At 68.6% G+C, this 24,920-nt stretch carries 24 protein-coding genes; 17 read left to right on the top strand and 7 right to left on the bottom strand.

The window, feature by feature from the left end; translation table 11 throughout:
- The first annotated feature begins 81 nt into the window (after window positions 1–81).
- The 4 genes from ABZT47_RS07260 (at window position 82) to ABZT47_RS07245 (ending at window position 3,043) form a co-directional block, all read left to right on the top strand.
- Window positions 82–297: a (2Fe-2S)-binding protein gene (locus ABZT47_RS07260; RefSeq protein ID WP_354837201.1), complete on the top strand. Its 216-nt coding sequence runs from the start codon at window positions 82–84 to the stop codon at window positions 295–297.
- Between the two features lie 24 nt (window positions 298–321).
- A complete protein-coding gene (bfr, locus tag ABZT47_RS07255; protein ID WP_354837199.1) occupies window positions 322–810 on the top strand; it encodes a bacterioferritin in 489 nt (162 codons plus the stop codon).
- 281 nt (window positions 811–1,091) lie between these two features.
- The gene (locus tag ABZT47_RS07250) at window positions 1,092–1,760 is read left to right on the top strand and encodes a response regulator transcription factor (protein WP_030451323.1); all 669 of its coding nucleotides are present in this window, start codon (window positions 1,092–1,094) and stop codon (window positions 1,758–1,760) included.
- An 11-nt stretch (window positions 1,761–1,771) separates the two neighbouring features.
- Window positions 1,772–3,043: an ATP-binding protein gene (locus ABZT47_RS07245; RefSeq protein WP_354837195.1), complete on the top strand. Its 1,272-nt coding sequence runs from the start codon at window positions 1,772–1,774 to the stop codon at window positions 3,041–3,043.
- On the opposite strand, the gene ABZT47_RS07240 is transcribed toward ABZT47_RS07245, so the two are convergent.
- Window positions 3,027–3,623: a GtrA family protein gene (locus ABZT47_RS07240; RefSeq protein WP_354837193.1), complete on the bottom strand. Its 597-nt coding sequence runs from the start codon at window positions 3,621–3,623 to the stop codon at window positions 3,027–3,029. The genes ABZT47_RS07245 and ABZT47_RS07240 overlap by 17 nt on opposite strands.
- Before the next feature lie 178 nt (window positions 3,624–3,801).
- Between ABZT47_RS07240 and ABZT47_RS07235 the strand changes: the two genes are divergently transcribed.
- The 3 genes from ABZT47_RS07235 to purE all read left to right on the top strand — a co-directional run bounded on the left by ABZT47_RS07235 (window position 3,802) and on the right by purE (window position 6,535).
- Window positions 3,802–4,758, top strand: a complete 957-nt coding sequence (locus tag ABZT47_RS07235) for a hypothetical protein (RefSeq protein ID WP_354837191.1) — start codon at window positions 3,802–3,804, stop codon at window positions 4,756–4,758.
- Window positions 4,759–4,838: 80 nt separating this feature from the next.
- Window positions 4,839–6,008: a 5-(carboxyamino)imidazole ribonucleotide synthase gene (locus tag ABZT47_RS07230; RefSeq protein ID WP_354837189.1), complete on the top strand. Its 1,170-nt coding sequence runs from the start codon at window positions 4,839–4,841 to the stop codon at window positions 6,006–6,008.
- Window positions 6,008–6,535, top strand: a complete 528-nt coding sequence (purE, locus tag ABZT47_RS07225; RefSeq protein ID WP_354837187.1) for a 5-(carboxyamino)imidazole ribonucleotide mutase — start codon at window positions 6,008–6,010, stop codon at window positions 6,533–6,535. Before ABZT47_RS07230 ends, purE begins: the two co-directional genes overlap by 1 nt.
- A gap of 203 nt (window positions 6,536–6,738) precedes the next feature.
- Here purE and ABZT47_RS07220 read toward each other — a convergent pair whose 3' ends face one another.
- Window positions 6,739–8,058, bottom strand: coding sequence for a UDP-glucose/GDP-mannose dehydrogenase family protein (locus ABZT47_RS07220; RefSeq protein ID WP_354837185.1), 1,320 nt, complete (start codon window positions 8,056–8,058; stop codon window positions 6,739–6,741).
- A gap of 175 nt (window positions 8,059–8,233) precedes the next feature.
- Between ABZT47_RS07220 and ABZT47_RS07215 the strand changes: the two genes are divergently transcribed.
- Together ABZT47_RS07215 and ABZT47_RS07210 are read left to right on the top strand one after the other, a co-directional pair.
- On the top strand, window positions 8,234–9,397 hold the full coding sequence (locus ABZT47_RS07215) for an acyl-CoA dehydrogenase family protein (RefSeq protein ID WP_354837183.1): 1,164 nt from the start codon (window positions 8,234–8,236) through the stop codon (window positions 9,395–9,397).
- Between the two features lie 512 nt (window positions 9,398–9,909).
- A complete protein-coding gene (locus ABZT47_RS07210) occupies window positions 9,910–11,502 on the top strand; it encodes a glycoside hydrolase family 44 protein (protein ID WP_354837181.1) in 1,593 nt (530 codons plus the stop codon).
- Window positions 11,503–11,713: 211 nt separating this feature from the next.
- Here the strand turns inward: ABZT47_RS07210 and ABZT47_RS07205 are convergent, their stop codons facing one another.
- Together ABZT47_RS07205 and ABZT47_RS07200 are read right to left on the bottom strand one after the other, a co-directional pair.
- Window positions 11,714–11,902 (bottom strand): DUF397 domain-containing protein, encoded by a 189-nt coding sequence (locus tag ABZT47_RS07205; protein WP_354837179.1) that lies wholly within the window; start codon window positions 11,900–11,902, stop codon window positions 11,714–11,716.
- Between the two features lie 173 nt (window positions 11,903–12,075).
- Window positions 12,076–12,684, bottom strand: coding sequence for an ATP-binding protein (locus tag ABZT47_RS07200; RefSeq protein WP_354837177.1), 609 nt, complete (start codon window positions 12,682–12,684; stop codon window positions 12,076–12,078).
- A 114-nt stretch (window positions 12,685–12,798) separates the two neighbouring features.
- Here ABZT47_RS07200 and ABZT47_RS07195 point away from each other — a divergent pair, with 114 nt between their 5' ends.
- The 4 genes from ABZT47_RS07195 to ABZT47_RS07180 all read left to right on the top strand — a co-directional run bounded on the left by ABZT47_RS07195 (window position 12,799) and on the right by ABZT47_RS07180 (window position 15,239).
- Window positions 12,799–13,668, top strand: a complete 870-nt coding sequence (locus ABZT47_RS07195; protein ID WP_354837175.1) for a helix-turn-helix transcriptional regulator — start codon at window positions 12,799–12,801, stop codon at window positions 13,666–13,668.
- The gene (locus ABZT47_RS07190) at window positions 13,665–13,883 is read left to right on the top strand and encodes a DUF397 domain-containing protein (RefSeq protein WP_354837173.1); all 219 of its coding nucleotides are present in this window, start codon (window positions 13,665–13,667) and stop codon (window positions 13,881–13,883) included. Before ABZT47_RS07195 ends, ABZT47_RS07190 begins: the two co-directional genes overlap by 4 nt.
- A gap of 337 nt (window positions 13,884–14,220) precedes the next feature.
- Window positions 14,221–14,574 (top strand): hypothetical protein, encoded by a 354-nt coding sequence (locus ABZT47_RS07185; RefSeq protein ID WP_354837171.1) that lies wholly within the window; start codon window positions 14,221–14,223, stop codon window positions 14,572–14,574.
- Window positions 14,575–14,699: 125 nt separating this feature from the next.
- On the top strand, window positions 14,700–15,239 hold the full coding sequence (locus tag ABZT47_RS07180; RefSeq protein ID WP_354837169.1) for a hypothetical protein: 540 nt from the start codon (window positions 14,700–14,702) through the stop codon (window positions 15,237–15,239).
- Window positions 15,240–15,343: 104 nt separating this feature from the next.
- Here the strand turns inward: ABZT47_RS07180 and ABZT47_RS07175 are convergent, their stop codons facing one another.
- Window positions 15,344–15,838 (bottom strand): AAA family ATPase, encoded by a 495-nt coding sequence (locus tag ABZT47_RS07175; RefSeq protein WP_354837167.1) that lies wholly within the window; start codon window positions 15,836–15,838, stop codon window positions 15,344–15,346.
- 105 nt (window positions 15,839–15,943) lie between these two features.
- On the opposite strand from ABZT47_RS07175, the gene ABZT47_RS07170 reads away from it, so the two are divergent.
- Window positions 15,944–16,930, top strand: coding sequence for a hypothetical protein (locus ABZT47_RS07170; RefSeq protein WP_354837165.1), 987 nt, complete (start codon window positions 15,944–15,946; stop codon window positions 16,928–16,930).
- A 40-nt stretch (window positions 16,931–16,970) separates the two neighbouring features.
- Here the strand turns inward: ABZT47_RS07170 and ABZT47_RS07165 are convergent, their stop codons facing one another.
- Window positions 16,971–19,856 carry a peroxidase family protein gene (locus ABZT47_RS07165; protein ID WP_354837163.1) on the bottom strand — a complete coding sequence of 962 codons (2,886 nt, stop codon included), beginning with the start codon at window positions 19,854–19,856 and terminating at the stop codon, window positions 16,971–16,973.
- Between the two features lie 113 nt (window positions 19,857–19,969).
- A complete protein-coding gene (locus ABZT47_RS07160) occupies window positions 19,970–21,376 on the bottom strand; it encodes an NADH:flavin oxidoreductase (RefSeq protein WP_354837161.1) in 1,407 nt (468 codons plus the stop codon).
- A 475-nt stretch (window positions 21,377–21,851) separates the two neighbouring features.
- Between ABZT47_RS07160 and ABZT47_RS07155 the strand changes: the two genes are divergently transcribed.
- The 3 genes from ABZT47_RS07155 (at window position 21,852) to ABZT47_RS07145 (ending at window position 24,843) form a co-directional block, all read left to right on the top strand.
- Window positions 21,852–23,111 (top strand): YcaO-like family protein, encoded by a 1,260-nt coding sequence (locus ABZT47_RS07155; RefSeq protein ID WP_354837159.1) that lies wholly within the window; start codon window positions 21,852–21,854, stop codon window positions 23,109–23,111.
- Window positions 23,112–23,389: 278 nt separating this feature from the next.
- The gene (locus tag ABZT47_RS07150) at window positions 23,390–24,493 is read left to right on the top strand and encodes a zinc metalloprotease (protein ID WP_354837157.1); all 1,104 of its coding nucleotides are present in this window, start codon (window positions 23,390–23,392) and stop codon (window positions 24,491–24,493) included.
- Window positions 24,490–24,843 carry a hypothetical protein gene (locus ABZT47_RS07145; RefSeq protein WP_354837155.1) on the top strand — a complete coding sequence of 118 codons (354 nt, stop codon included), beginning with the start codon at window positions 24,490–24,492 and terminating at the stop codon, window positions 24,841–24,843. The genes ABZT47_RS07150 and ABZT47_RS07145 overlap by 4 nt, the downstream gene beginning before the upstream one ends.
- Window positions 24,844–24,920 lie beyond the last annotated feature (77 nt).

The raw sequence follows: 24,920 nt of genomic DNA, 5'->3' as shown, positions 1-24,920 counted from the left end.
GCGGGGCATGGCGGGGTGAAGGCTCGGTCGATGTTGCACAGCTCACATAGGCAACCCTTACCCGTGTGAGTTACCTTAGGTATGCCTTACCTACGTAGACGTGAAGGGCATACCCCCATGTATGTGTGCATCTGCCGAGCCGTGACCGAGAACGAGGTGCACGACTGCATCGCCTCGGGCGCCAGGAGCGCACGGCAGATCCGCGATCTCACGGGCGCCGGAGGGGACTGCGCGACGTGCGTGCGGAAGATCTGTGCGATGCTGAAAAGAGCGGAGGAACTGGTCGCGACCGCATAGAACGCATAGAAAGGGATGCTGCCCGTGCAGGGGGACAAAGACATCATCGCTCTGTTGAATGAGCAGTTGACGTCCGAGCTGACCGCCATCAACCAGTACTTCCTGCATGCCAAGCTGCAGGAGCACTGGGGCTACACCAAGCTCGCCGCCGTCACCAGAGCCGAGTCGATCGACGAGATGCGGCACGCCGAGGTGCTCACCGACCGCATCCTGTTCCTCGAGGGCCTTCCCAACTACCAGAAGCTCGGCACGCTGCACATCGGGCAGACCATCCTGGAGCAGCACACGGCCGACCTGGAGCTCGAACTGGACGTCGTGCGGCGCCTGCGCCCGGGCATTCAGCTCATGCGCGAGCGCGGTGACCACACCTCCGCGCGCCTCTTCGAGGACATCCTGAAGGACGAGGAACACCACATCGACTACCTCGAGACCGAGCTGCAGCTGCTGGAGACCCTGGGTGAGGGGCTGTACCTCCAGCGCTACGTGGATCTTCCCGGCGGCTCCGCCTCCTGATCGCACGACCGCGTGTCGCGCCCCCCGACCGCCGGCCCGCCGGCGACCGGGGGGCGTTTCGGCGTGTCCCCGGACCCGGTCGCGGAGGGTCGCCGCGACGCGCCGCTCCGCTTTCTCGTGCCGGTTCGCGAGCGTACTCCTGGGGCCATCGGGGTAGAAGGCAATGCGGGCGGGGTCGTCCGAGTTTCTGAGTCTTTGCCCAGGTCAATTGGTGGGTCAACGACGAGTCAAACCGCGCGCTGTACCCGGGAAACGATCGCCTAAGGTCCTACGATCGCTTTATGACCTGCGTACTTCTCGCCGAGGATGACACCTCGATCTCCGAGCCCCTGGCGCGCGCGCTGCGCCGAGAGGGCTATCAGGTTGAGGTGAGCCCCGATGGCCCGCAGGCCCTGGAAAGGGCTCTGTCCGGGGGCGTCGACCTCATCGTGCTCGATTTGGGCCTACCGGAAATGGACGGCCTGGAGGTCGCCCGCCGCATCCGCGCCGAAGGGCACGGCACGCCCGTGCTCATCCTGACCGCCCGCGTCGACGAGGTCGACACCGTGGTCGGGCTCGACGCCGGTGCCGATGACTATGTGACCAAGCCGTTCAGGCTTGCGGAACTGCTCGCCCGGGTGCGGGCGCTCCTGCGGCGCGGCACGTCCGAGACCCCCGTGGTCCAGGGCGTGCGCATCGACGCCGACTCGCGCCGCGCCTGGATGGGAGACAAGGAGCTGCATCTCACCACCAAGGAGTTCGACCTGCTTCGCGTGCTCGTCCGTGACGCCGGCAAGGTCGTCACGCGCGAGCAGATCATGCGGGAGGTCTGGGACACCAACTGGTGGGGTTCCACGAAGACTCTCGACATGCACATCTCGTGGCTGCGGCGCAAGCTGGGGGACGACGCCGCCAAGCCGCGCTACATCACCACGGTCCGTGGGGTCGGCTTCCGATTCGAACGCGAATAGCCCATAGCTAGATGCGCCGGAGGTTACTGTCCTCGACCCTGGTGGTCGCGGCCATAGCGGTCCTGCTCCTGGGGGTCCCGCTCGGTCTGGTGGTCACCCGTCTCATCAACGACGAGGCGGTCCAGCAGCTCCGGGCGCAGGCCACGTTGCTGCTCAGCCAGGTGGAATACGCCCGCATCGAAGATCGGCCGATCGATCCCGACGAGTTGCAGCGGCAGTATCCCAGCAGGTACGTCCAGATCTTCATCCGCAACAGCCCGACCGTCATCGTCGGGGCCGAGCCCCCGCCCGGCCGCCAGATGACGGAGGAGACCCACTCGGAGAGCGGGGTCTATGTCCGGATAACGCGCGACCGCGCCCAGGTCGAGCGCAATGTCCGGGGATGGCTCATGCTCATCGTGGCCCTCGCCGGGTTGGCGCTGGCGGTCGCCGTGTCGCTCGCCGTCGTGCAGTCACGCCGGCTCACCCTGCCGCTCCTGGACCTGGCGAGGATCGCGGAGCGGCTGGGCTCAGGCGAGGCCCGGCCGAGCAGGCACCGCTACGGCATACCTGAACTCGACCGGGTGGCCGAGGTGCTCGACCGCAGCGCGACCCGCATCGCCGACCTGCTGAGCCGCGAGCGGGAGTTCGCCACCGACGCCTCCCACCAGCTCCGCACGCCGCTCACCGGGCTGACCATGCGGCTGGAGGAGATCGTGGACGCCGCCGACCAGCCCGCCATCGTCCGTGAGGAGGGCGAGGCGGCGATCGTCCAGGCCGAGCGGCTCACCGCGGTCATCGATGAGCTGCTCGCCGCCGCCCGGCGCCAGCGGCACGCCCAGGCCGAGGCGATCCCGGTGGACGAGGTGCTGCGCCAGCAGCTCACCGAATGGGAGCCGGCCTTCAGAAGGGCCAGAAGGACGCTCCGCCTGGCCGGCGACCGCGACCTGCGCGCCCTGGTCAGCAAAGGGGGGCTGAGCCAGGTGGTCTCGACGCTGCTGGAGAACTCGCTGGAGCACGGCGACGGCGCGGTGACGATCACGACGGGCAGCTCGGACAAGTCCATCGTGATCGAGGTCGCCGACCAGGGACCGGGCATTCCCGAGCATCTGCGCGCCCGCGTGTTCGACCGCAACGTCAGCGGCGGCGGTGGCACAGGGCTCGGTCTGACGCTGGCCCGCGCCCTCACCGCCTCCGACGGCGGCCGCCTGGAGCTGGTGCGCATGCGCCCGGCGGTGTTCGCGCTGTTCCTGCGGCCGGCCGGCGAGACCGCCCGCCACCGCGTGGTCAGCGGACCGGCGTGATGCCCGGGCTGTTGCCGTTGGCGCTGGTCTCGGCGCCGGTGACCGGCGGGAGCTGCGGACCCGGGAGCGGGTGGGCGCCGCGCTGAGGGGGTTGCTCGTCGGCCGGGCCGGCCTCGGGCAGCCCGGTGTGCGGGTCGACCGGGGGAAGCTCCGGCGGCAGGAACACCCACTTCTTGTACGACCAGTACCGGAACACCGTGCCGAGCGCGGTTCCGATGAAAAAGGAGATGTTGTAGCTCAGCGGGTCGGTCATCTTCAGCGTGTACTCGACGAAGCCGATGATGAGCAGCGAGATGAGCAGGCCGATGCCGTTGAGCACGAAGAACAGGAAGTACTCCCTGGCCAGGCCGCTCTTCTCGCGGTGCCGCCAGGTCCAGTAGCGGTTGGCCAGGTAGGCCAGCGTGGCGGCGAGCACCGTGGCGAAGGTCTTGGAGGTCAGCGGGCCGAGCTCGACCACGTACCTCAGCAGGTTGGTGGAACCCCAGTCGACGATGAAGGCGACCGCGCCGACGATGCCGAACTTGGCGAGCTCTCGGAGGAGCGAGGAGAACTGGTCATACAGGCGACGGATGAACTGCACAACGGTCCTTCCTAGGTGTCCGGGAGCCTCCTCAGGTTACCGGTGTGCCGGCCGCTCTGGGTCTTGTCCTCCAAGCGCGTCCTTTCCGCTATTTACTGAAATATCGGTACTTTCACGGCGAGTAACCGAGGTGGTGCGCTAGGCTGCGCCGCAGATCGCCAAGGTGTGCCATGGAGAGGTGGCTCCCGCCGTGCTGCGCCGACTGGTCGCTGTGCTCATCAGCGTCGCCCTGCTGACCGGATGCGGCGCGCGGAGCGGGGGCGAGGCGACTCCTGCGCCGGAGCCCGCCTCCGAGGGCGCCACGGCCCGCACGGTCGTGGAAGACGAGGCCGCGACGGCGTTCGGGCTGCTCAAAGAGCTCGACGAAGCGCGCGGGAAGCGCGACTGCGACAAAGTCCTGTTCCTGACCACCTCCGCCGCGAGCGAACTGGGCGGTCGTGCCTGCGAGGCCACCCGGAACGGCCGCCCGGTTCCCGCGCCCGTCTCCTACGGCGACGTCGAGTACTTCCTGCCCGACAGCCCCGAGGAGCGGCCCTGGTTCGCCGCGCTGGCGCGCAAGCCGCAACCGTCCTACTTCGTGTTCGCCTACGAGGAGGACCGCTGGCGGCTGGCGTACGGCCCGGTGCGGCTGGTCGGGAACGCGCCCCGCCTGGACGCCGACGCGATCACCCGGGTCGTCCCCACCGACGACCCCGAGGACGGACTGCGCGCCAGGCTGGTGCCGCAGAAGCACCTGGCGTTCCTGTCCGACCGCGTCGGTCTCAGCGGCGTGCGCTTCGCCTCGGGCGACCCGATCAGGAGCCTGCTGACCGAGCTGGTCAGGAAGCCGGCCACCGTGCGTCCCGACCGGCTCAGCTACGACGTCCAGCTCCTGCCGGGCGACACCAGGGCGCTCGGAGTGGACGGCGGCGGCGCGCTGGTCTTCCACGTCATCAAGATCATCTACACGCAGAAGGCGCACGGGCGCAAGCTCGCCCACCCGCTGTTCGGCGGCGCCGCCGTGCGCGCCTTCACCGGCGGCGACCGCGCCGTCGTCCACGTCACCGAGATCGTCTCGCTGGCCACCAAGGTCGCCCAGGACGGGAAGCTGACGACGGTCGCCATGTCCCGGGGGCTCGCCGACATCACCCGCTGACCGGCCCCTGACCGTCCCGGGCCGCGAGGGGCCTGGGCGACAGCACGGCCACCGGAACGTCATGGGTAGGGTTTGGGCTTGTGACCAGTGTTGTGACCAGGAGGGAAACCCCTCACATCGGGCCTGTCGTCGGCATGGTGGGCGCGGGCCAGCTCGCCCGGATGACCCAGCAGGCCGCCATCGCGCTCGGCGTCGAACTGCGCGTCCTGGCGAACTCCTTCGACGAGAGCGCGGCGCGGGTGATCGCCGACACCCGGCTCGGCGACTACCGCGACCTCGCCGCGCTGCGCGCGTTCGCCGAGGGCTGCGACGCGATCACCTTCGACCACGAGCACGTGCCCACAGGCCACATCGAGGCCCTCGCGGCGGCCGGGTTCGCCGTCCGCCCTGGCGCCGAGGCGCTGGTGCACGCCCAGGACAAGGCCGTGATGCGCGAGCGCCTCACCGCGATCGGCGTCCCCTGCCCGGCCTGGGCCCGGGTCTCCTCCGCCGACGACCTGGACGCCTTCGGCAAAGAGCACGGCTGGCCGGTCGTGCTCAAGGCCGTGCGCGGCGGCTACGACGGCAGGGGCGTGTGGGTCTGCTCCTCGGCCGAGGAGGTCGCGGCGGTCCTGGCCAGCGGCACCGAGGTGATGGCCGAGGCGTTCGTGCCGTTCGAGCGCGAGCTGGCCGTGCTGGTGGCCCGTTCCCCGCACGGGCAGGGCGTCAGCTACCCGGTCGTCGAGACCGTCCAGCGGGACGGCATCTGCGTCGAGGTCATCGCCCCGGCGCCCGGCCTGGACCCCGAGCACGCCGCCCAGGCCCAGCACATCGCCCTGAAGATCGCCAACGAGCTCGGCGTGACCGGGCTGCTCGCCGTCGAGATGTTCCAGCTCCCCGGCGGCCGGGTCATCGTGAACGAGCTGGCCATGCGCCCGCACAACAGCGGCCACTGGACCATCGAGGGCGCCCGCACCTCGCAGTTCGAGCAGCACCTGCGGGCGGTGCTCGACCTGCCGCTCGGCTCCCCGACCCCGGTGGCGCCCGTCGTGGTCATGGCCAACGTGCTCGGCGGCGACGATCCGGACGTCTTCGGCCGGTACGAGCACGTGATGGCGCACGATCCGGGGGTGAAGGTCCACTTCTACGGCAAGGAGGTGCGGCCCGGCCGCAAGATCGGGCACGTCACCGCGTTCGGCGCCGACGTGGACGAGGTACGGGCCCGCGCCCGGCACGCCGCCGTCCACCTGGCCACGGGGGAGTACGTCTGATGGCGGGGAATCCGCAGGTCGGCATCGTGATGGGCAGCGACTCCGACTGGCCGGTCATGCGGCTCGCCGCCGAGGCGCTCAAAGAGTTCGACGTCCCGTTCGAGGCCGACGTGGTCTCCGCGCACCGCATGCCGCAGGAGATGATCTCCTACGGCGAGCGGGCGGCCGAGCGCGGCCTGCGCGTCATCATCGCCGGGGCGGGCGGAGCCGCCCACCTGCCAGGCATGCTCGCCTCGGTGACGCCGCTCCCGGTGATCGGCGTGCCGGTGCCGCTGAAGTACCTCGACGGCATGGACTCCCTGCTGTCGATCGTCCAGATGCCCGCCGGCGTGCCGGTGGCCACGGTCGCGATCGGCGGCGCCCGCAACGCCGGGCTGCTGGCCGTGCGTGTCCTGGCCGCCGCCGACGAGGGCTTGCGGGCCAAGATGCTGGCCTTCCAGTCGTCCCTCAGGGACCAGGCCCACGCCAAGGGCGAACGCCTGCGCGCCGAGGCCGCCACCCTGGCCTCCGGAGAGCCCGCGAGCTGACCGGCTCCGCGATCAGGTGCAGCCGCGATCGGGTGCGCCCACGATCGGTGCACCAGCTATCGGTGCGCTCCGCGATCGGGTGTGCTCCGCGATCGGAAGTGCTCCGCGATCAGAAGCGTGAGGCCGCGCCGGGACGGTTCCCGGCGCGGCCTCGGTGCTTTCGTTGTCGACGTAACGTGTGGTCCCGGTGCGGTGCGCCGGGACTACGGGCGGCCCAGGGCGCGGTAGTGCCAGCCGGCGGCCCGCCAGGTCTCGGCGTCCAGCGCGTTGCGTCCGTCCACGATCTTGCGGGCGGCCACGACCTCGCCGAGCTTGTCGGGGTCGAGGTCGATGAACTCCTGCCACTCGGTCAGCAGCAGCACCACGTGCGCGTCCTTGGCCGCCTCCAGCGCCGAGGCGCCGAACCCGAGGGCCGGGTGCGCGCGGCGGGCGTTCTCCAGCGCCACCGGGTCGTACACCGTGACCTGGCCGCCCTGCTCGCGGATCTTCACGGCGACGTCCAGCGCGGGCGAGTCGCGGATGTCGTCGGAGTTCGGCTTGAAGGCCGCGCCCAGCACGGCCACCGTGCAGCCGCGGAAGGATCCGCCCGCCAGCTCGCGGGCCAGGTCCACCATGCGGGCGCGGCGCCGCATGTTGATGGCGTCCACCTCGCGCAGGAACGTGAGCGCCTGGTCGGCGCCCAGCTCGCCGGCGCGGGCCATGAACGCCCGGATGTCCTTGGGCAGGCAGCCGCCGCCGAATCCGAGACCGGGGTTGAGGAACCGGCCCCCGATGCGCTCGTCGAACGACAGCGCCAGCGACAGGTCCTTGACGTCGGCGTGCGCGGTCTCGCAGACCTCGGCCATCGCGTTGATGAAGGAGATCTTGGTGGCGAGGAAGGCGTTGGCCGCGACCTTGACCAGCTCGGCGGTCGGGTAGTCGGTGATGATCAGAGGCGTGCCCTCCGACAGCATCGACTCGTAGACCTCCCGCATCATCTTTTCGGCCTTTTCGGACACGACGCCGAGCACGATGCGGTCAGGGTGCATGGTGTCGCGGACGGCGAAGCCCTCGCGCAGAAACTCGGGGTTCCAGGTGAGCTCGACGGCCTCTCCGGCCGGCGACAGCCGGATGAGCTTGTCGGCCAGACGCTGGGCGGTGCCCACCGGCACGGTGGACTTGCCCACCACCAGGCAGTCGCGGGTCAGGTGAGGCGCGAGGGACTCGACCACCGCGTCCAGGTAGGAGACGTCGGCGGCGTACTCCCCCTTCTTCTGGGGCGTGCCCACGCAGATGAAGTGGACGTCACCGAACTCGGCGGCCTCCTGGTAGGAGGTGGTGAAGCGCAGCTTTCCGGACGCGAGCCCCTGCTGCAGCAGCTCCTGCAGGCCGGGCTCGTGGATGGGGAGCTCCCCCGCCTGAAGGCGGGCGACCTTGTCCGGGTCCACGTCCAACCCGAGCACATCGAAGCCGAGCGCGGCCATGCACGCCGCGTGTGTGGCACCCAGATATCCGGTCCCGAGGACCGTCAGGCGATAGGACACGTGCGTGCTCCCTCCATGTACCGCTGTCGACCCAATCTTTACCGTAACGTTGCCGAGGCATGTTACCGGCCCCCCGCCCCGGAGCAACAGTACAAACCGGACATTTCGCCGTGCAGGTGTGTCTCATATACCCCTGAGTCAGGCACCGTATAGTCGGACGTCCTAGTATTTGAACATGAGCTTCCCTCTCTACGCGCCCGGCGAAGAGCACGCGATGCTGCGCGAGACCGTCCGGGCCCTCGCCGACGACAAGATCGCCCCGCACGCCGCCACGGTCGACGAGACGGGCGAGTTCCCGTGGGACGCCTACAAGGCCCTCGTCGCCGCCGACCTGCACGCGGTGCACATCCCCGAGCAGTATGGCGGGGCCGGAGCGGACGCGCTCGCCGCGGTGATCGTCATCGAGGAGGTGGCACGCGCCTGCGCCTCCTCGTCCCTTATCCCGGCCGTCAACAAGCTCGGCACCGTGCCCCTGCTGCTGTCGGCCTCCGAGGAGCTCAAGCAGCGCTACCTCGGGCCGGTCGCGCGCGGGGAGGGCATGTTCTCCTACGCCCTGTCCGAGCCCGAGGCCGGCTCCGACGCCGCGGCGATGAAGACCCGCGCCGTGCGGGACGGCGACCACTACGTGCTCAACGGCACCAAGATGTGGATCACCAACGCGGGCGTGTCGGAGTTCTACACGGTCATGGCCGTGACCGACCCGGACGCCGGAGCGCGGGGCATCTCGGCCTTCGTCGTGGAGAAGGCCGACGAGGGGGTCTCCTTCGGGGCCAAGGAGAAGAAGCTCGGCATCAAGGGCTCGCCGACCCGCCAGGTCATCTTCGACAACGCGCGCATCCCCGCCGACCGCATGATCGGCGAGGAGGGCACCGGCTTCAAGACGGCCCTGGCCACGCTCGACCACACCCGCGTCACCATCGCCGCGCAGGCCCTCGGCATCGCCCAGGGAGCCCTCGACTACGCCATCGGGTACGTCAAGGAGCGCAAGCAGTTCGGCAAGCCCATCGCCGAGTTCCAGGGACTCCAGTTCATGATCGCCGACATGGCCATGAAGCTGGAGGCCGCCCGGCAGCTCACCTACGCCGCCGCCGCCAAGTCCGAGGCCGCCATGCACGGCGAGAAGATCGCCGACCTGACCTTCTTCTCCAGCGCCGCCAAGTGTGCCGCCTCCGACGCCGCCATGGACATCACCACCGACGCCGTCCAACTCCTCGGCGGCTACGGCTACACCCGCGACTACCCCGTCGAACGCATGATGCGCGACGCCAAGATCACCCAGATCTACGAGGGCACCAACCAGATCCAGCGCATGGTCATGGCCCGCCAACTCCTCAAGTAGCCCCTGAAGTGCGCGAACCCCGTCTCCCTCCTCTGGGCGGCGGGGTTCGCTGTGCCCTCACAGGGCTCCTGAACGATCACTGTTCCGGCCTAAACGATCAGCTCTGATCGTTCTCGGTCACAGCGCCGAGTGGTGACGTTGTCCACTGATCGCGGTCGTTGACCGGCGAGGTCGAGCGGCCCCACGAAGTCGATCTTCAGGTCGCCGTGCAGCCGAAAGGCCGAAGTCGTGGGGCTGCGTGCAACTTTCAGGCTGTCCTCCTGAACCGTGGCCGGGTCGGTACGGGGCGGGCAGGGCTTGACCAGGAGACGCACCTAGTCAGGGGCCGAGATTGCCCGGTACCGCCTGGCCGCCGCCCTCCGCGCGACCGCAGCGCCTTGACTCGGGTGAATCGTCCGGTCAGGCTCCTCGATTGTTGACCGATGGATCGACTAACGGGAGCGTCGATGATGGGTGCTCAACGGCAGCGGAAGCCGCGACCGGCCACGACGCTCGGCGTAGCGGTGTCCTTGGTGGCCGGGACATTGACCGTCCAGGCGGCCCTGGACCCGGCTGCGGCCGCGGCGGGTCCGGCATTGTCGGTGAACCTGTCCGCCGCCCGGCACGCGATCAGTCAGGACATCTACGGCATGAACGGCGCCGACCCGGCGTTCGCCGCCGAGATCGGCCTGCCGGTGGCGCGCTGGGGCGGCAACGCGAGCACGCGTTACAACTTCAAGAACCACACCTACAACACGGGCAGCGATTGGTACTTCGAGAACATCGTCGCCGGGCCCGACAAGACGGTCGAGGCGTTCGTCCAGACCAACCGGGATCGCGGCACCAAACAGGTCGTCACCGTGCCGATGAGCGGATGGGTGGCCAAGGACTCGCCCGCCGAGCACCCGTTCGCCTGCGGATTCCCTGTCGGCCGGTTCCCCACTCAGGACGGATTCGACCAGTGGGACCCCGGCTGCGGCAACGGCAGGCTCAACAACGCCAACCTCACCGGGGCGGTGCCCGAGGACACCTCGATCCCGGTGGACGCCTCGTTCGACGGCGAGATGGTGTCGCATCTCGTGAGCCAGTTCGGTAAGGCGGCGCGCGGCGGCGTGTCGATCTACGAGCTCGACAACGAGCCGGTCTTGTGGAACTCCACGCACCGCGACGTGCACCCCGAGGCGGTCTCGTACGACGAGCTGGGCAGCAAGGGAACCGCGACCGCCGCGGCCATCAAGGCCGCCGACCCGAGCGCGGCGGTGCTCGGCCCGTCCGGCTGGGGATACTGCGAGTGGGTCGCGTCCGGGGTGGACGGATGTGGGCCGGGCGCCGACGCGGCCGCGCACGGCGGGCTCAACCTGTCGCAGTGGTGGCTGAAGAACATGAAGGACTACAGCGACGCGCACGGCGGCAAGCGCATCCTCAACTACTTCGACCAGCACTACTACCCGCAGATCAATGGTGGGAAGGACGCCGAGTCCAACGCGTGGCGGCTGCGGTCCACGCGTTCGCTGTGGGACCCGACCTACGTCGAGGAGTCCTGGATCGGGCCCACGGGCGTGAACGCGCCGCCGCTGCAGTTCATCCGCAAGATGAAGGAGTGGGTCGCGCAGTACTACCCCGGCACGAAGACCGCGATCACCGAGTACAACTGGGGCGCGCTGGACGACATCAACGGCGCCCTGGCGCAGGCCGACGTTCTCGGCATCTTCGGGCGTGAGGGTCTCGACCTCGCCACCATCTGGGGCGAACCCCAGCCGACGCAGCCCGGCGCCTACGCGTTCCGGATGTATCGCAACTACGACGGCGCGGGGAGCCGATTCGGTGACGTGAGCGTGTCGGCGACCAGCAGCGATCAAGGGCAGCTGGCGGTGTACGGGGCGCAGCGCTCGCGCGACAAGGCGCTGACCCTGATGGTCATCAACAAGACCGGCGGCGAGCTGACCTCACCGTTGTCGATCGCCGGACTGCACGGCGACGCCAAGGCGCAGCGGTTCACCTACAGCACAGCCGATCTCAACTCGATCGTGCGCGGCGCCGATCTCACGGTGCACCAGGGCCGGGTCAACGCGGCGTACCCGGCGAACTCGATCACCCTGCTGGTCGTGCCAGGGCATGGCCGTTGACGGTTCCCTGAAGGGAGCGGTCAGGCTCCTGAACAGCAAGAACCCGGTCCTGGGGAAGCCCTGGGACCGGGTTCGCCGTATGACGGATGATCTTAGGAGATGCGCGCGCCGACAACCCCTGCCGATCGGTACGCCCTGTAACGCCCCGCGACCTGGGCCTACCGTTCGCTTCCAGGCATGCACCGCCCCGCGCGCCCGACGGGCCGATAAATCACTCCACCATGTCGAGGAGGGCGGTCCACTGGGAGGCGGTGACTCGGAGAGACCCGCGTGCCGGGTCCTTGGAGTCACGGATGGCCTTGGCGCCGTGGGGGAGGCCGGCCACCTCTACGCAGTTGTTCTCCGCGCCGCTGTAGGTGGACTTGCGCCAGGCGAGGGAGTCGGCCGGGGAGCGGTTCATGTCTTGGTCCCTTCTGCGAGGTGGACGATGCGAGGGAGTTCTCCCCAGATAGCATGGTCCTTCGCTGCGCTCAGGGCTGTGTTCCCAGAGAGCTCCGCCTGCTTCGACCCCGAGCTAGAGGCTCCGTCCCTCGCGCTCCCGGCTAGCGCCACTGGTCGGCCGGTGAAGGGGGGCTAACTGGCGAGATCCGCAGATTCGTTCTGCGGTGATGCTTTGGCGTCACTTTCTCCCGTGATTCTGACCCGTACGGCTTCCGGTGACGGGAGCAGGCATCGGACCTGTTTGCCGACGGGGGTGAGGGCGACGTCCCAGCCTGGGGCGAGTGCGTCAAGTAGCCACAGACCGCGTCCGGACTCGGCGTTCGGGTCGTCGGGAGCCGTTCCCGACCGGACGGGTAGTCGTGCAGGGTTCGGGTCGTGCACCTTGACCCAGATACCCCTCGCGTCCTGCTCGACCTCGACGATCACGGGTGCCCAGTGGCCGCATGCCCGCACGGCGTTTCCGATCAGCTCCGACGCGATCAACCGGGCCGACTCGGCCAGCTCGATGTCCACTCCCGCGCCGGTCAGGACCTTCAAGGTCGCCTCCCGTACGGCCCGGAGGTTCTCCTCGCACACGTTCATGTGCACTACGAACCCATCGTGCCTGCCGACCAGGTAGAACCCCAAGGCGGCCTTCGTCTGCTCCTCCGTCACGGTGATCGCCCTTCGTTGTCTTATGCGGTTACGTGGATGATGTCCTTTGTCACCTTTCGGAATTTTTTGCTCACGAAGGGTGGTCATCCGCGATTGGAGCATGCACCTCTGGCACCGGGAGTCGCAACCTTGTCACCGAAACTCGTCAGAAGTTCCATGGAGTACGGGTCCTGCTACGTCAAGTAATGGAACACTGCGCCTATGCCGAACGCGCGTCCCGTTCCCACCGTCCGTCGGCGACGGCTTGGAGAGTCCCTTCGCCGGTTTCGCAATGCCGCAGGGCTGAACCTCGATGACGCGGCAGCAGCGGTCGGGTGGAAAGCTCCCAAACTGTCGCGCATCGAGAACGCCAACGCTCACATCCGGCCGGCTGAGGTAGCCGCCCTGCTCAATGCGTACGGAGTGACCGACCCGGAGATCTTCCACGCGCTTGAAGGGCTGGCCAAGGATGCGGGCAAGCGTGGCTGGTGGCAGACCTACAGCGGGATCGTCGCGCCGGCCTATGCGGACTACATCTCGCTGGAGTCGGATGGTACCGGTATCCGGATCTTCGCCCCTTTGCTCATCCCTGGCCTGATGCAAACGGCCGCGTATGCCCGCGAGACCATCGCCGGCATCAGCATGACCCGTACCCCCGATGAGATCGCAGCTCTGGCTGAGCTCCGTATGGCGCGTCAGGCCGTACTCACGCGTCCAGGTGGCCCGCTGAAGATGTGGGCGGTCATCTCGGAGGCAGTCCTTCATCAGCGATTCGCGGTACGGCCGGACACCATGCGCGATCAACTTCGCAGACTACGGGAGGTCGCGGAACTGCCCAACATCACGATGCAGGTCATGCCTCTGGACGCGACTCCGCATCCTGGCAGCGCGGGCGGATTCAGTCTTGTCAGCTTTCCGGATGCCATGCCTGACGTCGTTTTGCTGGAAAACCTGATCGGTGCCTCTTATGTTGAGAATGTCGCAGAGGTGAAGACCTTCGCCGACGCGTTCGACCGGATCGTGGCCGCCGCACTCCCGGTGGACGACTCCGTGGCTCTGATCGTTCGGATGGAGGAAGGGAAGATGACGTGACCCACCCTGAGCTCGACCTCTACGCCCACCTGAACTGGCGCAAGTCCTCTCACAGCGCCGCCGAGAACGACTGTGTCGAGGTCGCCGACCTGGCCGCCGGCGCCAAGGCCATACGAGACTCCAAGGACCCCTCGCGCGAGCCGTTGCGGTGCGTCGCCTCCGAGTGGACCGCATTCCGCATGGGTGTGCTGTCTGGACGGTTCTCGGCACGCTGAACCATGGTGTCGGCTTCGGGACCGCCAGACATGATTGCTCGCTTGGCGTAGGGAAAGGATCGTCCGGCATGGTCCTTCGCTCCGGGCCGTGTTTCCCAGGGGGCTTCGCCCCCTTCGCCTGCCGGGCGCAAGGCGTTGCCACTCGCGCTCCCGGCTACCCCTGACGGCCCACGGAGATCCGCGCCGGATTGGCAATGGCGTGACGGTGTGGCAGCGAGTAGATCAGGGGCCGTAGGGAAACCGCGTGACCTCCGATGCGGCCCGCCGACGGCGGGCCGGGCCAGTCCGGTGACCTTTGCTCTTGCCGGAAGGACGGCAGTGGGGGAAGTTGCCCCGCATGAGTTATGACCTGGTGGTCTGGGAAGGCGAGCAACCGGCGGACGACGAGGCTGCCGAGGTCGAGTACGACGCCGTCATGGAGCTCATGGAGGAGGACGAGGCGCCGGTGCCGACGCCACGCATCCGTGCCTATGTCGAAGCGCTACTGCAGAGATGGCCTGACATCACGACCGACCAGGGCGAGGACAGTCCATGGGCGACCGGTCCACTGATCGATGAGGCGCGAGGAGGAGTCATCTCCCTGTCCATGCAGTGGTCGAGAGCGGACGAGGCGTCGGGCGTCGCCGCCCGGCTCGCGCACGAGCATGGCCTCGTCTGTTACGACCCCCAGACAAGCCGCCTACGCGCATAGCGCTGATGTTCGCGCCTACCCGTGCCCGGAACTCCTCTGGCCATGGGCGGACCGTGGCTCTGGAGGGCGTCGAGATCGTGCTGATGGTCTCGGGAGAGCCATCCTGAGACCATCGCGTAGGACTCGTGAACCTGGCGTCGGGAGGACTCGTGCAGTTCGGTTCGATCGTTCCGGTGCTCGGGGGGATCCTTGGGACTCTGCTCGGGGTGGTGCTCGGTGGAATGCTCACCAGACGTGCTCAGAAGGAGCATTGGCTGCGTGATCGCCAGGTGGATGCCTGCTTGGGCATCATGCGGGAGTCCAACCGGGTGCAGTTCGGTTTCCTGTCCGCCTGGAGGGACGGGACCAGAACGGACTGGGTCGCGTGGAACGAAGCGCTGACCGTCCTCACACTGGTCAGCCGCCCGGATTTGGTGTCCGTAGCGCATCAGATCGATCAGGTCTTCTGGGAGACGAACCGGAAGATCAGCATGCGCGAGATCACTTCAGAGGAGGAGTGGGCTGCGGCCCGCAGCACCATCGAAGACGCCCGTCTGGTCTTCATCAACCTCGCGCGTCGCCAGTTGGCCGACCGCCCTGAGCCGGTAGCGCGCTTGGCCGCGCGGCCGCCGTTCCCTGAAGGAGGTCAGCAGGTCGGGGAGGTGGAGAGGTCGACTCAGTCGTAGAGAGCGGCGAGTAGCGACTCGTTGGTGCCCTTGCTCCCGTGGCTGGCTTCGCGACGCCGCGGGGCTGAACCTCGATGACGCGGCGGCAGCGGTCGGGGGGAAGCTCATTCGGACGAGGGGCGCGCCGGGGCGTTGGCGAGGTGTTCGAGGTGGGTGACTACCTGTTCGAGGGGGGTGCGGGTGTCGATCTCGGTGGTCGCTGTGGCTCGTAGGAGGGGTTCTACGACGGCGAGGTGGTGCAGGATCAGGTTTCTCTCCTCGCTTCGCTTGCCGTAGGGGTTGTCGGTGCGTGCGGCGATCCTGGCCATCAGGACGTCGGCGGGCGCGCTGAGCAGGACGATGTGGTCGAACAGCGGATAGAACCGGCCCTGGTTGGACTTGCAGCCGGCGACGAAGAGCCCGCCGTCATCCGGCTCGGCCAGCAGCGCGCCGATGGCGTCCTCCCGCCACACCCAGTCGGGCGATCCGTCCGGCAGTGTCACCCAGTGGCTCCACTGGTCGGTGTCGGTGTCCACGACGCGATAGCCCCGCAGCCCGAGCCGACGCAGCACGGTGGACTTGCCCGTGCCCGACATGCCGGTGACCAAGACCTTCGCCATCCGGCCACACTATCGAGCCGGGGGCCGGTGGTCGGTGGAGACGCCGGTTCCGCTTCACGCGTCGGTGGGTTGACGGGATGTGGGAAGTGCTCGCAGGATGTCGGGATGGTGTTACGGGCGGCCATCGCCGCGCTCATGGCAGCGGTCGCGATCGTGGCCGGTGGTCCGGCCGAAGCCGTGGCGGTTACGCCTGTGGCCGGTGCTGTGGCCGAAGCCGTGGTGGCCGCGCCTGTGGTCCGTTATGTCGGCCTTGGTGCGTGCCTGCAGGATGATGGCGGGCGGCATCCGTGTGGGCCGTGGAAGGTGTGGCTGAGCAACGGCCGCGTCGTCGCGCTGCCCGAGGCGCGCAGGACCGTGGCGCCCGGCGAGTACGTGACGCAGGCAGTCGTCGACGTGTCGCAGGACGGCGCACAGGTCGCGTACTTCCGTGAGCGCGACGGCGTGCTGATGATCTGGAAGGCCGCCACCGGCAAGGCGCGTCCGGCCTCCAAGGTGCACTGGCCGGACGATATGCAGATGACCTGGCTGACCCTTTCGCCGGGCGGCCGGTTCGTCGGTCTGCGTGGCCTCCTGCCGTCCGGGCGGGAGGTGGAGCGGCTGGTGGACACGACCAAGGGCAAGGCTTTCACGCTGCCCAAGGGGTACCAGTCGTGGGGGTTCAGCCCGGACGGAGGGCGCATGCTCGCCGGGAACAACCGCACGGCGGTGCTCTACGCGACCGGCACGTGGAAGGTGAAGCTGCGGCGTTCGGTCTACACCCGGGGTGCCCTCGGCCCCGGAGGCGTCACCGTGGCGGGCATCCGGGCCAGTGACAGCGCTTCGCGGAAGAACGCGGTGCTCCTGCGCAACCTGGCCACCGGCAAGAAGACCACCATTCCCTTCCTGCTCGGCAAGGGCGAGCGGCTTCTGGCGACACGCTGGGACAAGGCCGGCCACGTCGATGTCCTGACCCGCGTCGACCGCGGGTCGGGCAGCGCGTACCGCAGGACGCACACCTGGTACCGGCTGGACCGCACGACACATCGGCTGCGGCGGCTGGACTCCTTCGTCATCCCCGCCTCCGTGGGAGGCTACGTCCTCACCGCTCCCTGAGACGCTCAGGGAGGCCGGCGGAGGATCGCGCTTCGACGCGTCAGAGCCGCGGACCGGGAGTCGGGCGCCATGGTTTGAAGGCGGCGGCCGTTCTCGGCAGGGAGGCCGCCAGTTCGGGGCAGTGGCGGAGGATGACGCTGGTCATGCCGTTGCGTTCGATCCAGTCCATCCCCATTGGCGTATAGATCTCCGGTCTGAAGTCGACCGTGAGAAAGCGGTCGCTCTGCAGCCGTCGGCTGGCCATGAGGATGAACAGGCGGAAGGCGGTGTCGCTGAAGCCGAAGCCGGTGGGCGGATTCTCGGCGAAGAGTCCGACCATCGTGTCGATCTCGTCGACGGTGCGGTAGACGTCCTTGAGTCGCACCAGCGTCTCCGGCCGGGACGTGAGATCCTCGAACCGCCGGAGGCGCGGCTTGTGCAGCCCTGCGCGGAAGTCGTTGTAGCGGGGGATGCCGCGGCGCCGGTCGCGTACGAGATCGACGACGGACAGGTCGATCACCTCACCGCCACGCTCGAACGCCTGGAGCGCGCGCGGGTAGTTGTGCAGGGTGATCGCACCCGGGTGAGCGATGCCGAACGAGTACAGCGAGTTGGCCAGGCCGGTCCTGCGCATGACCGCCTCGGTCGCCGCGCCCTGGATGTCGTTCAGCGTCAGGTTTTCCAGCCGTCGGCCGGAGGTGTGGTCGGCGGTCTCGAAGTCGTCCGGGATCAGTGGGTGCATCCGATAGATGGTGACGAACTCCTCGGTGAGGGAGTAGGGCACGTTGTGATGGTCGGGCAGGGTCCGCGGGATGCCCTTGAGGGCGTGCGCGTCGTACAGCCACAGGCCCAACTGGGTGAGCCAGTTCTTCGGAGGGCCGTACCAGTTGGCGTGCAGCCCGGTGTCGATCAGGTCGGTGGCCAGGATCGACGGAGTCCACTCCACGGTATGTATCTTGGCGATGAGGGCGGAGATGACGAGCCGGGCGGTGTGGTACACGCTGTCGTCGCTCATGTTGGGGTACTCGGCGCGCAAGGCCTGGCACACGGCGTTGTGCTCGCGGGCGAACAGGGTGTGCATGATGCTGAGGCCGAGCCACCAGTTCTCCTTGAAGCCGGTGATCGGGGTGCCGTCCGGGGCGGACGGCAGGTGGCCGTCTTCCAGACGCAGTTCCGCGCCGCCGCCCGGTTCCCGCAGTGACGTGGCGACGGTCTCGTCCCCGCCGTAGACCTCAGAGCCGTCCCACCAGTGCGACGCGCTGTTGCCGAACAGGATCGGCGGCCGGGTGCCCTCGGCATGAGGGATGCCCTCGTTCTCGGCGAAGCGCATCACTTCTTCGAGCGGCCCTTCGGGGGTGTTCCGCCACCTCATGCCCGGTGGAAGCGGCACCTCCACGGTCTTGCTCCCGAACGGGTGGCGCCTGTGGTCGACCCAGTCGTGCACCTGGAACTGGATCCACGCGGCGGCGAGGATGTTCAGCGACCGCGCCGGTGTGAAGCCGTCACGGTGGAGCAGCTCACGGCTCACGACGACGGGGTTCGGCGTGTCGAAGAGGTCAGGGCGGTGGACGGGGGGGAGGTTGCGGCCGAAGGCGGAGCCGACGCTGCCCATCGCCGGCGCGGAGAGATCGTTGTGGCTGCCGTCATAGCTGCGCCGGACGCGCAGCCGCTCATCGGTGGGTGGGGGCACCGGCCCCGCCTCCGGCGGGGCCTGCCTGATGTCGGTGTCGATGAGGTTGTCCTGGCGCAGTGCCTGCCGCAGGGCGGCCAGATTGACCAGGCCGAGCGACGGAGGAAGCCGGTGCCAAGGGACGACCCGGTTGAGGAGCCGGAATCCGGCTCGTACGGGCACGCCCAGCACGGTGTTGTGCCACGGCACCGGCGTGACGAAGCGGTCGCCCAGGCGATGGGCGCTGCTGGCCTCATAGGCGGCCTTGCGCGCGCGGTTGAGGTTGCCGAGGGGCCGGAACTCCTCTGTGGTGTTCCACGGATTGAACGCGAGATCGTCGACTCGTCGCTCGGCGGCACGCGCCTCGGCGGTGGCGGTGTCCTGACGAGCGATCCTCAGCTTGGCCACGGGGATGACGGGCGCGTCCTCCTCCCGCCAGTCGGCCGCACCGTCCTCGATGGGCGTGCGCCTCGCGTCCACGTAGCGCTGCACGCACAGCTCGAAGACGACGTCCGTCGTGGTCAGCCGCCTGGACAGCTCGTGGCGGAGGTAGTCGGGATCGGTGCGCGACGGTGCGGGAGCCGGCGGCGCCGGCATGGCGGGGCGGAGCTGGTAACGCACCGGCCCCGATTCTCCCCACAGAATCGCGCTGCGACTCCAGAACGTCTCGAGCGCGAGGCTGCGGACGGTGCGCCGGGTCGCCGCCCTCAGGTTCCGCCGCATGCGCGCGGCGGAGGACCAGCCGATCGCCATGGGCAGCGTGACGAACCACGCGAAAGCCTTGCGCAGCGTCGAGTTCGCGCCGGCCATGGCCTGCGCGAACTTGACGAGCTCCCGTGCATTGGCGGCATGGGAGGTCGGGAAGTTGGTCATGAGGAGGTCGTGGGCCTCCCCAGGCGCCGTCTGGACGCGTAGCGCCGCGCTCCGCAGGTCGGGCGCGGCATCCGGCTGGTGGGCACCGCCGGCATTGGACAGCCGGACGACGACCGGATATTCGGCCCCCGGCTGAGCGAAGCCGGCTCGCAGATCGCTGGGAAGGTCGTCGCGGAAGGTGAGCCTCGCGTTCTCCACGCCGAGAATCGTTTTCGCCTGGAAAGCCCTCGCGATATCGGCGGCGCCGGTGACCTTTTTGGTTCTCAGCTGCACCAGCATGAGGTCCTGGGCGAGCTTTTCGAATATCAGCCGCTCCGCCTCGGAGGTGCCGCCGACATAGCGCTCCTGCCACACGGCTTTCCGTGCGATGCCGGCGGGGCGTTCACGTTTCTCGACCTTGCTCATTGGGCTCCCCTTCCCCGGAGCTTCCTCGCCGGGCACGTCGCCCACAAAACGTGTGGTTGGCAGCATTTTGCTCCGCTTGTGCTCAATACCTACTGTTCGGGAAAAATGGGAGTTCACCCCAGATGGTGGGAGAGAGGTCCGGCCGGTGATGGGATCGCCGGGCCGGACGGGTCCCAGGGGAGCGGCTCGGTGATGTCGGGCCGGGCCGACCAGTCCAAGATCTGCGCCTCCATCTCCGCGTCCGAGTCGAAGCGCAGAGGCTCATAACAACCGAGCGGGAACAGCGTCGTGCGGATCGCGCAACGATTGCAGAATGTGCACGGCCGGGCGGGAGCCTCCCCGCCTTGACGGAACAACTCGATGAGGTCGGGGTTCGCCAGCAGCGGCCGTGCCATCGATATGAGGTCGCACGCGCCGGAGTCGAGCGCCTCCTGGACCAGGGAACGTCTCTGGAACCCGCCGTTGGCGATCACCGGCAGTCCGACCTCCTGCCGGAACCGCCGTGCGTCATGGAGGTTGGCCGCCTCGCCGGTCGTCCATCCGATGCTCAGGATCCGGTCGAGCACCATCTTGGGCACCACGTTGAGAATCGTCGCCCGTACCGCCGCCTTGGCCGACAGGTGACGGGTGGAGTTGGCGAACTGCCGAATCTCGTCGACCGGGAACCGGCCAGGGGTCTCGCCGGGGTTGATGAAGCCGTAGCCGTTGCTCACGTGCAGGTAGCCGACGCCCAGATCCCGCAGCCACCTGCCGTAGCGGAGGTAGGTGGCGATGTCGTTGCCCCGGAAGAACGCGCGCAGCGGCCTGGTCACCGGCCACCGTATGTCGACCGGCAGGTAGTTGCGGTCCCAGGCCGATATCCGCACGCCGACCAGGAAGTCGTTTCCGACCTGCCGGCGCACCGCGCCGATGACCTCCCGCAGGAGCTGGAAGCGTCTCTCGACGGAGCCGCCGTATCGGTCCTGGCGGCGGTTGATGGCCGGGTTCAGAAATTGATGGATCAGGTAGCCTTTCGACGCGGTGATCTCGACGCCGTCGGCGCCCGCCTCGCGCACGCGCCGCGCCGCCTGCCCGAACTCGTAGACCGTCTGCTCGATGTCGGCGAGCGTCATCTCGGTCCGCCGGGTGCGGTAACCGAAGAGCAGGTCGAAGCCCGACGACGGGCCGTAGCCGTCCTGAGGCTGGCTGAACAGGCTCGTCTGGACGTGCGAGCCGCCGTCGCCGATCTGGATCACGTACTTGCAGCCCTCGGCGTGGATGGCGTGGATCGCCTCTCGCAGATGTGCGATGAACTTGTCGTGGCTGATCTGGGGATACTCGAGCGGTGACCACCGCACGGGGTTGACGTTCAGCGTGGCCGACACGATCGCGGCCACGCCGTTCCGCGCGAAGCGCAGCTCGAAGTTCTTCCACGCGTTGCTGACCGTTCCGTCGTAATACGCCGTCCTCCCGCCGATCGACGACCGGATCACGCGGTTTTTGAAGGTGACGCCGCCGATCGCAAACGGTTCGAAGATCATGGTTTCTCCCTCCGCCGTACGGCTCTCCGCCGCGACGACGTTCAGCGTCCCGGTGCGTGCGGCTGAACGTGCCTGCGGCTGAACGTCACTCCGGAGAAATGGGAACTGGAGGGCGCTCCGGCCAGGTTGGAAGGTCTGATCCCGGAGATGACGACTCGCGATTCACGGGTCGCGGAGTCGGCGATCCCGTCGCTCGGACCTGGCTGCAAGATCCGCGCCTGCCGGCGGTGAACGGCGGCGATGTCGGCAGACATGCCCGCCGTTCGATGCCGGAAAACCTCCACGCCGGCGACCGCGGACCGGCGCGGCGATCGTGTACGGCTATTCATGGCGCTCTTGTGGAATACCCCGGGGTGGGCGTGGGACGTTTCCCATGCCCACCGTCTCGTGCCATATCCGAGCGGAGGGCGGCTCCGTGTCCCGATCGACCGAACCACAGTGGAGACGCGACTCGCCGTTCGAGGTGGAGCGCGTTGTGTCGTTGCGGGATGCCACGCGGCGGGTGACGGCGGCGCTCGCGAAGCTCGGCCTCACACCGGTACTCAGGGACATCGGACCAGGCGGCGATCCCACCGCCTGGTCCTGCCGGCTGCTCGCCGACGAGAACGCCGGCCCGCTGCCCACCGATGAGCGCGCGGGCCCGCCGATGGCCGAAGGGATGGGCAAGGGGCGGCGCGAGGCGGCGCGCACAGGAGCGCTGTTCGAGGCGCTGGAACACTATCTGACCGGCCCGGCCCTGTTCGATCCCACGTCCCTGGAGCTGGTCGAGCCCGCTCACATCGTCGCCGGGCCACTGCGGCGTGAGGCCTGCGGCGTACTGCTGGCGCGCGCGCCGCGCAGCCGCCTGGCCTGCCACCGTTACCGTCCGCTGGGTGGAGGACGGGAGATCCCGGTGCCCCTGTTCCTGCGGGCGCCCTGGTTCGTCGAGACCCACGCCCGCCGGCTCCGCGAGCAGGCCGGGGACACCTGCGACTACGGCCACCTGATGCGCTACAGCTGCAACAGCGGTTCGGCCGTCGGCGTCACCGCCGCCGAGGCGCTCCTGCACGCCCTCAACGAGACCATCGAGCGCGACGCCCTCTCCCTGCTCCTGGTACGGGCGTTTCTCAGCGAAGCCGATTTCCATCCGAACGTGATAGATCCGGCCACTCTCCCGTACGACCTGGCGCACGCGTACTCGGCGGCCGAACGGCTCACCGGTTCGCCGGTGCACCTGCTGGACATCACCAGCGATCTGGGCGTCCCCACCATGCTCGCCTACACCATCCCGACCTCTCGCCATCCGCATCGGCGGGGCGCCGGCGCCTCGCTCAGCGCCTCCTACGCCGCCTGGCGGGCCCTCACCGAGCTCGTCCAGATGACCTTGGGCGAGACGCTCGCGCGGTCCGGCGCGCCACTCCGAGATGAGCCGGTGTGGCATGCCGACCATCCGGAACTGCGCGCGTGCGAGCGATTCGACCTCACCGACCACCTGCGCGGCGCCCGCACGATCCCCTACGGCCATCCCGGCGGCGTGCCCGGTCACCCCCGTGAGCAGCTACGTGAGCTGATCTCCATCCTGGTCGCGCACGGCCACGTGCCGTACCGGCGCGTCGTGGCCGTCCTGCCGGAGCGGATCGTCGCGGTGCACGTCATCGTCCCCGGGCTGGAACGCTTCATGCTGATCATCGATGGCAACCTGGTCCTGCCGGGTCCGCGTGGGCGCGCCCTCGTTCGGCGGTACCACGCGGGCTGAGCCGCCTTGATGCCGGATGTTTGCCGTGCGCATGGTGTGACGCGCGAGTCTTTCCGCTTGATCAACCTAACGGTGCGATGTTCCTGGTTACCTTGGGTGCCGGACAGCTCGCATGATGGCGTTATGGGCACGCGACGGCGGAACCGCGGGGCTCTGGGCTGGTCGCCACCAGGTCTGTCCGCCCGGTCTCGCGGGCCGTGTCCTCGAAGGCCGCGACGAAGGCGCTCGCCGAGGGTGAGTCGCGCCGTACGATCCCCCGGGACCAGGGAGGAATCGCCATGACCGAACCCGGCTATCCACGGCTTCCGGCCCGCGATCTGTGCGGGACCATGCTCGTGCACCGCAGGTTGCTCAACGAGAGCATGACCTACCGCGCCCGGCGCGCGTTGATCGAGAACCGCGCTCTACAGTACGAGCGAGGGCGGCTCGCCCCTGCGCGGACCGACGTGGTCACCATCCCGGTCGTCGTCCACGTGGTGCACAACCGGAGCGTTCCTGTGCAGAACATCGGGGACGAGCAGATCCACGGACAGGTCGCCGTCCTCAACCAGGACTTCCGCGCGGCCAACCCCGACGTGGCCAAGGTGCCGGACCCCTGGAAGCCGCTGGTCGCCGATCCCAAGATCGAGTTTCGCCTCGCCACCCAGGACCCGAACGGCGATCCGACGGACGGCATCGTCCGGACCGCCACCGACCAGAGCGACTTCAGCTGGGACGACGCCGTGAAAGCGAACGCCACCGGCGGTTCGGACCCCTGGCCGAGCGACCGGTACCTGAACCTGTGGGTCTGCCAGCTTCGAGGAGGTCTGCTGGGCTACGCGCAGTTTCCCGGCGGCCCGCCGCAGACCGACGGGGTCGTCATCCTGCACTCCGCCTTCGGGACGACCGGTACCGCGGCGCCACCCTTCGACCGTGGCCGTACCGCAACGCACGAGATCGGTCACTGGCTGAACCTGTACCACATCTGGGGCGACGATGACGGCGCGTGCACCAGCGACGACAAGGTCGACGACACCCCCAACCAGGCCGACTCGAACCAGGGAACGCCGCGTTTCCCGCGCATCACATGCGACAACGGGCCGAACGGCGACATGTTCGTGAATTACATGGACTACACCGACGACGCGGCCATGTTCATGTTCACCCGTGGCCAGGCCACCCGGATGAACGCCTGCCTGGACGGTGAGCGGGCGTCGTTCCTCGTCGCGCCGGTGAGGCGCGCGCCCGCCCCGGCCGCCGGTACGGCGGTGCCCGAGATGCGGCGGCCGAGCCACAACGGTGAGGTGGAGCGCCTGCTGCACGACAGCGAGCGGCTGACCGCGGAGGTCCTCGACGACATTCGCGTCGCCCTCGGCATGGTCAGCCGCCGGCCGGGCGAGTGAGAGGGGGCATCGCGATCATTCAGGGGGCAGCGCTGAGCGGGACGCCGCCGGACATCGTCGGCGCCTGGCTCCATTCCTACGAAGAGGACACCGAGACCACGTCGGTCTACCGCGCACAGGACCATCCATTTCGTCCTTCCCGGCGGCCGCGGCGAGGCCTGGAGTTCCGGGCGGACGGGACGTTCGTCGCACTTCTTCCCGGCGCGGCCGACCGCCCGCATGAGGTGCGAGGCCGCTGGCAGCGCCAGGAGGGTGGCCGGGTGCGCATCTCGTTCCCCGAAAGCGACCGCGCGCCGTTGGAGGTCACCGTGCTCTCCTGCGCGGAAGGCGTGCTCACGATCGAGACATGAAGCGGGACGACCGGTCGGCCGCGGGCGTCAGGGATCCGGATCGGAGCGTGCGTTGACATGGACATACCTAATGAAGT

Origin of the sequence: Sphaerisporangium sp. NPDC005289 (assembly GCF_040607455.1) — a bacterium.
Lineage (GTDB): Bacteria > Actinomycetota > Actinomycetes > Streptosporangiales > Streptosporangiaceae > Sphaerisporangium > Sphaerisporangium rhizosphaerae.
Note: the sequence above shows the minus strand (reverse complement) of the source record. Positions and strands in the feature narration are given on the sequence as shown.

Coding starts and splice junctions, on each gene's coding strand:
- ABZT47_RS07260 (WP_354837201.1), top strand. CDS start 82: ATGCCTTACCTACGTAGACGTGAAGGGCATACCCCCATGTATGTGTGC.
- ABZT47_RS07250 (WP_030451323.1), top strand. CDS start 1,092: ATGACCTGCGTACTTCTCGCCGAGGATGACACCTCGATCTCCGAGCCC.
- ABZT47_RS07245 (WP_354837195.1), top strand. CDS start 1,772: ATGCGCCGGAGGTTACTGTCCTCGACCCTGGTGGTCGCGGCCATAGCG.
- purE (WP_354837187.1), top strand. CDS start 6,008: ATGGCGGGGAATCCGCAGGTCGGCATCGTGATGGGCAGCGACTCCGAC.
- ABZT47_RS07215 (WP_354837183.1), top strand. CDS start 8,234: ATGAGCTTCCCTCTCTACGCGCCCGGCGAAGAGCACGCGATGCTGCGC.
- ABZT47_RS07205 (WP_354837179.1), bottom strand. CDS start 11,902: ATGAACCGCTCCCCGGCCGACTCCCTCGCCTGGCGCAAGTCCACCTAC.
- ABZT47_RS07200 (WP_354837177.1), bottom strand. CDS start 12,684: ATGACCACCCTTCGTGAGCAAAAAATTCCGAAAGGTGACAAAGGACAT.
- ABZT47_RS07195 (WP_354837175.1), top strand. CDS start 12,799: ATGCCGAACGCGCGTCCCGTTCCCACCGTCCGTCGGCGACGGCTTGGA.
- ABZT47_RS07185 (WP_354837171.1), top strand. CDS start 14,221: ATGAGTTATGACCTGGTGGTCTGGGAAGGCGAGCAACCGGCGGACGAC.
- ABZT47_RS07175 (WP_354837167.1), bottom strand. CDS start 15,838: ATGGCGAAGGTCTTGGTCACCGGCATGTCGGGCACGGGCAAGTCCACC.
- ABZT47_RS07170 (WP_354837165.1), top strand. CDS start 15,944: ATGGTGTTACGGGCGGCCATCGCCGCGCTCATGGCAGCGGTCGCGATC.
- ABZT47_RS07165 (WP_354837163.1), bottom strand. CDS start 19,856: ATGAGCAAGGTCGAGAAACGTGAACGCCCCGCCGGCATCGCACGGAAA.
- ABZT47_RS07160 (WP_354837161.1), bottom strand. CDS start 21,376: ATGATCTTCGAACCGTTTGCGATCGGCGGCGTCACCTTCAAAAACCGC.
- ABZT47_RS07150 (WP_354837157.1), top strand. CDS start 23,390: ATGACCGAACCCGGCTATCCACGGCTTCCGGCCCGCGATCTGTGCGGG.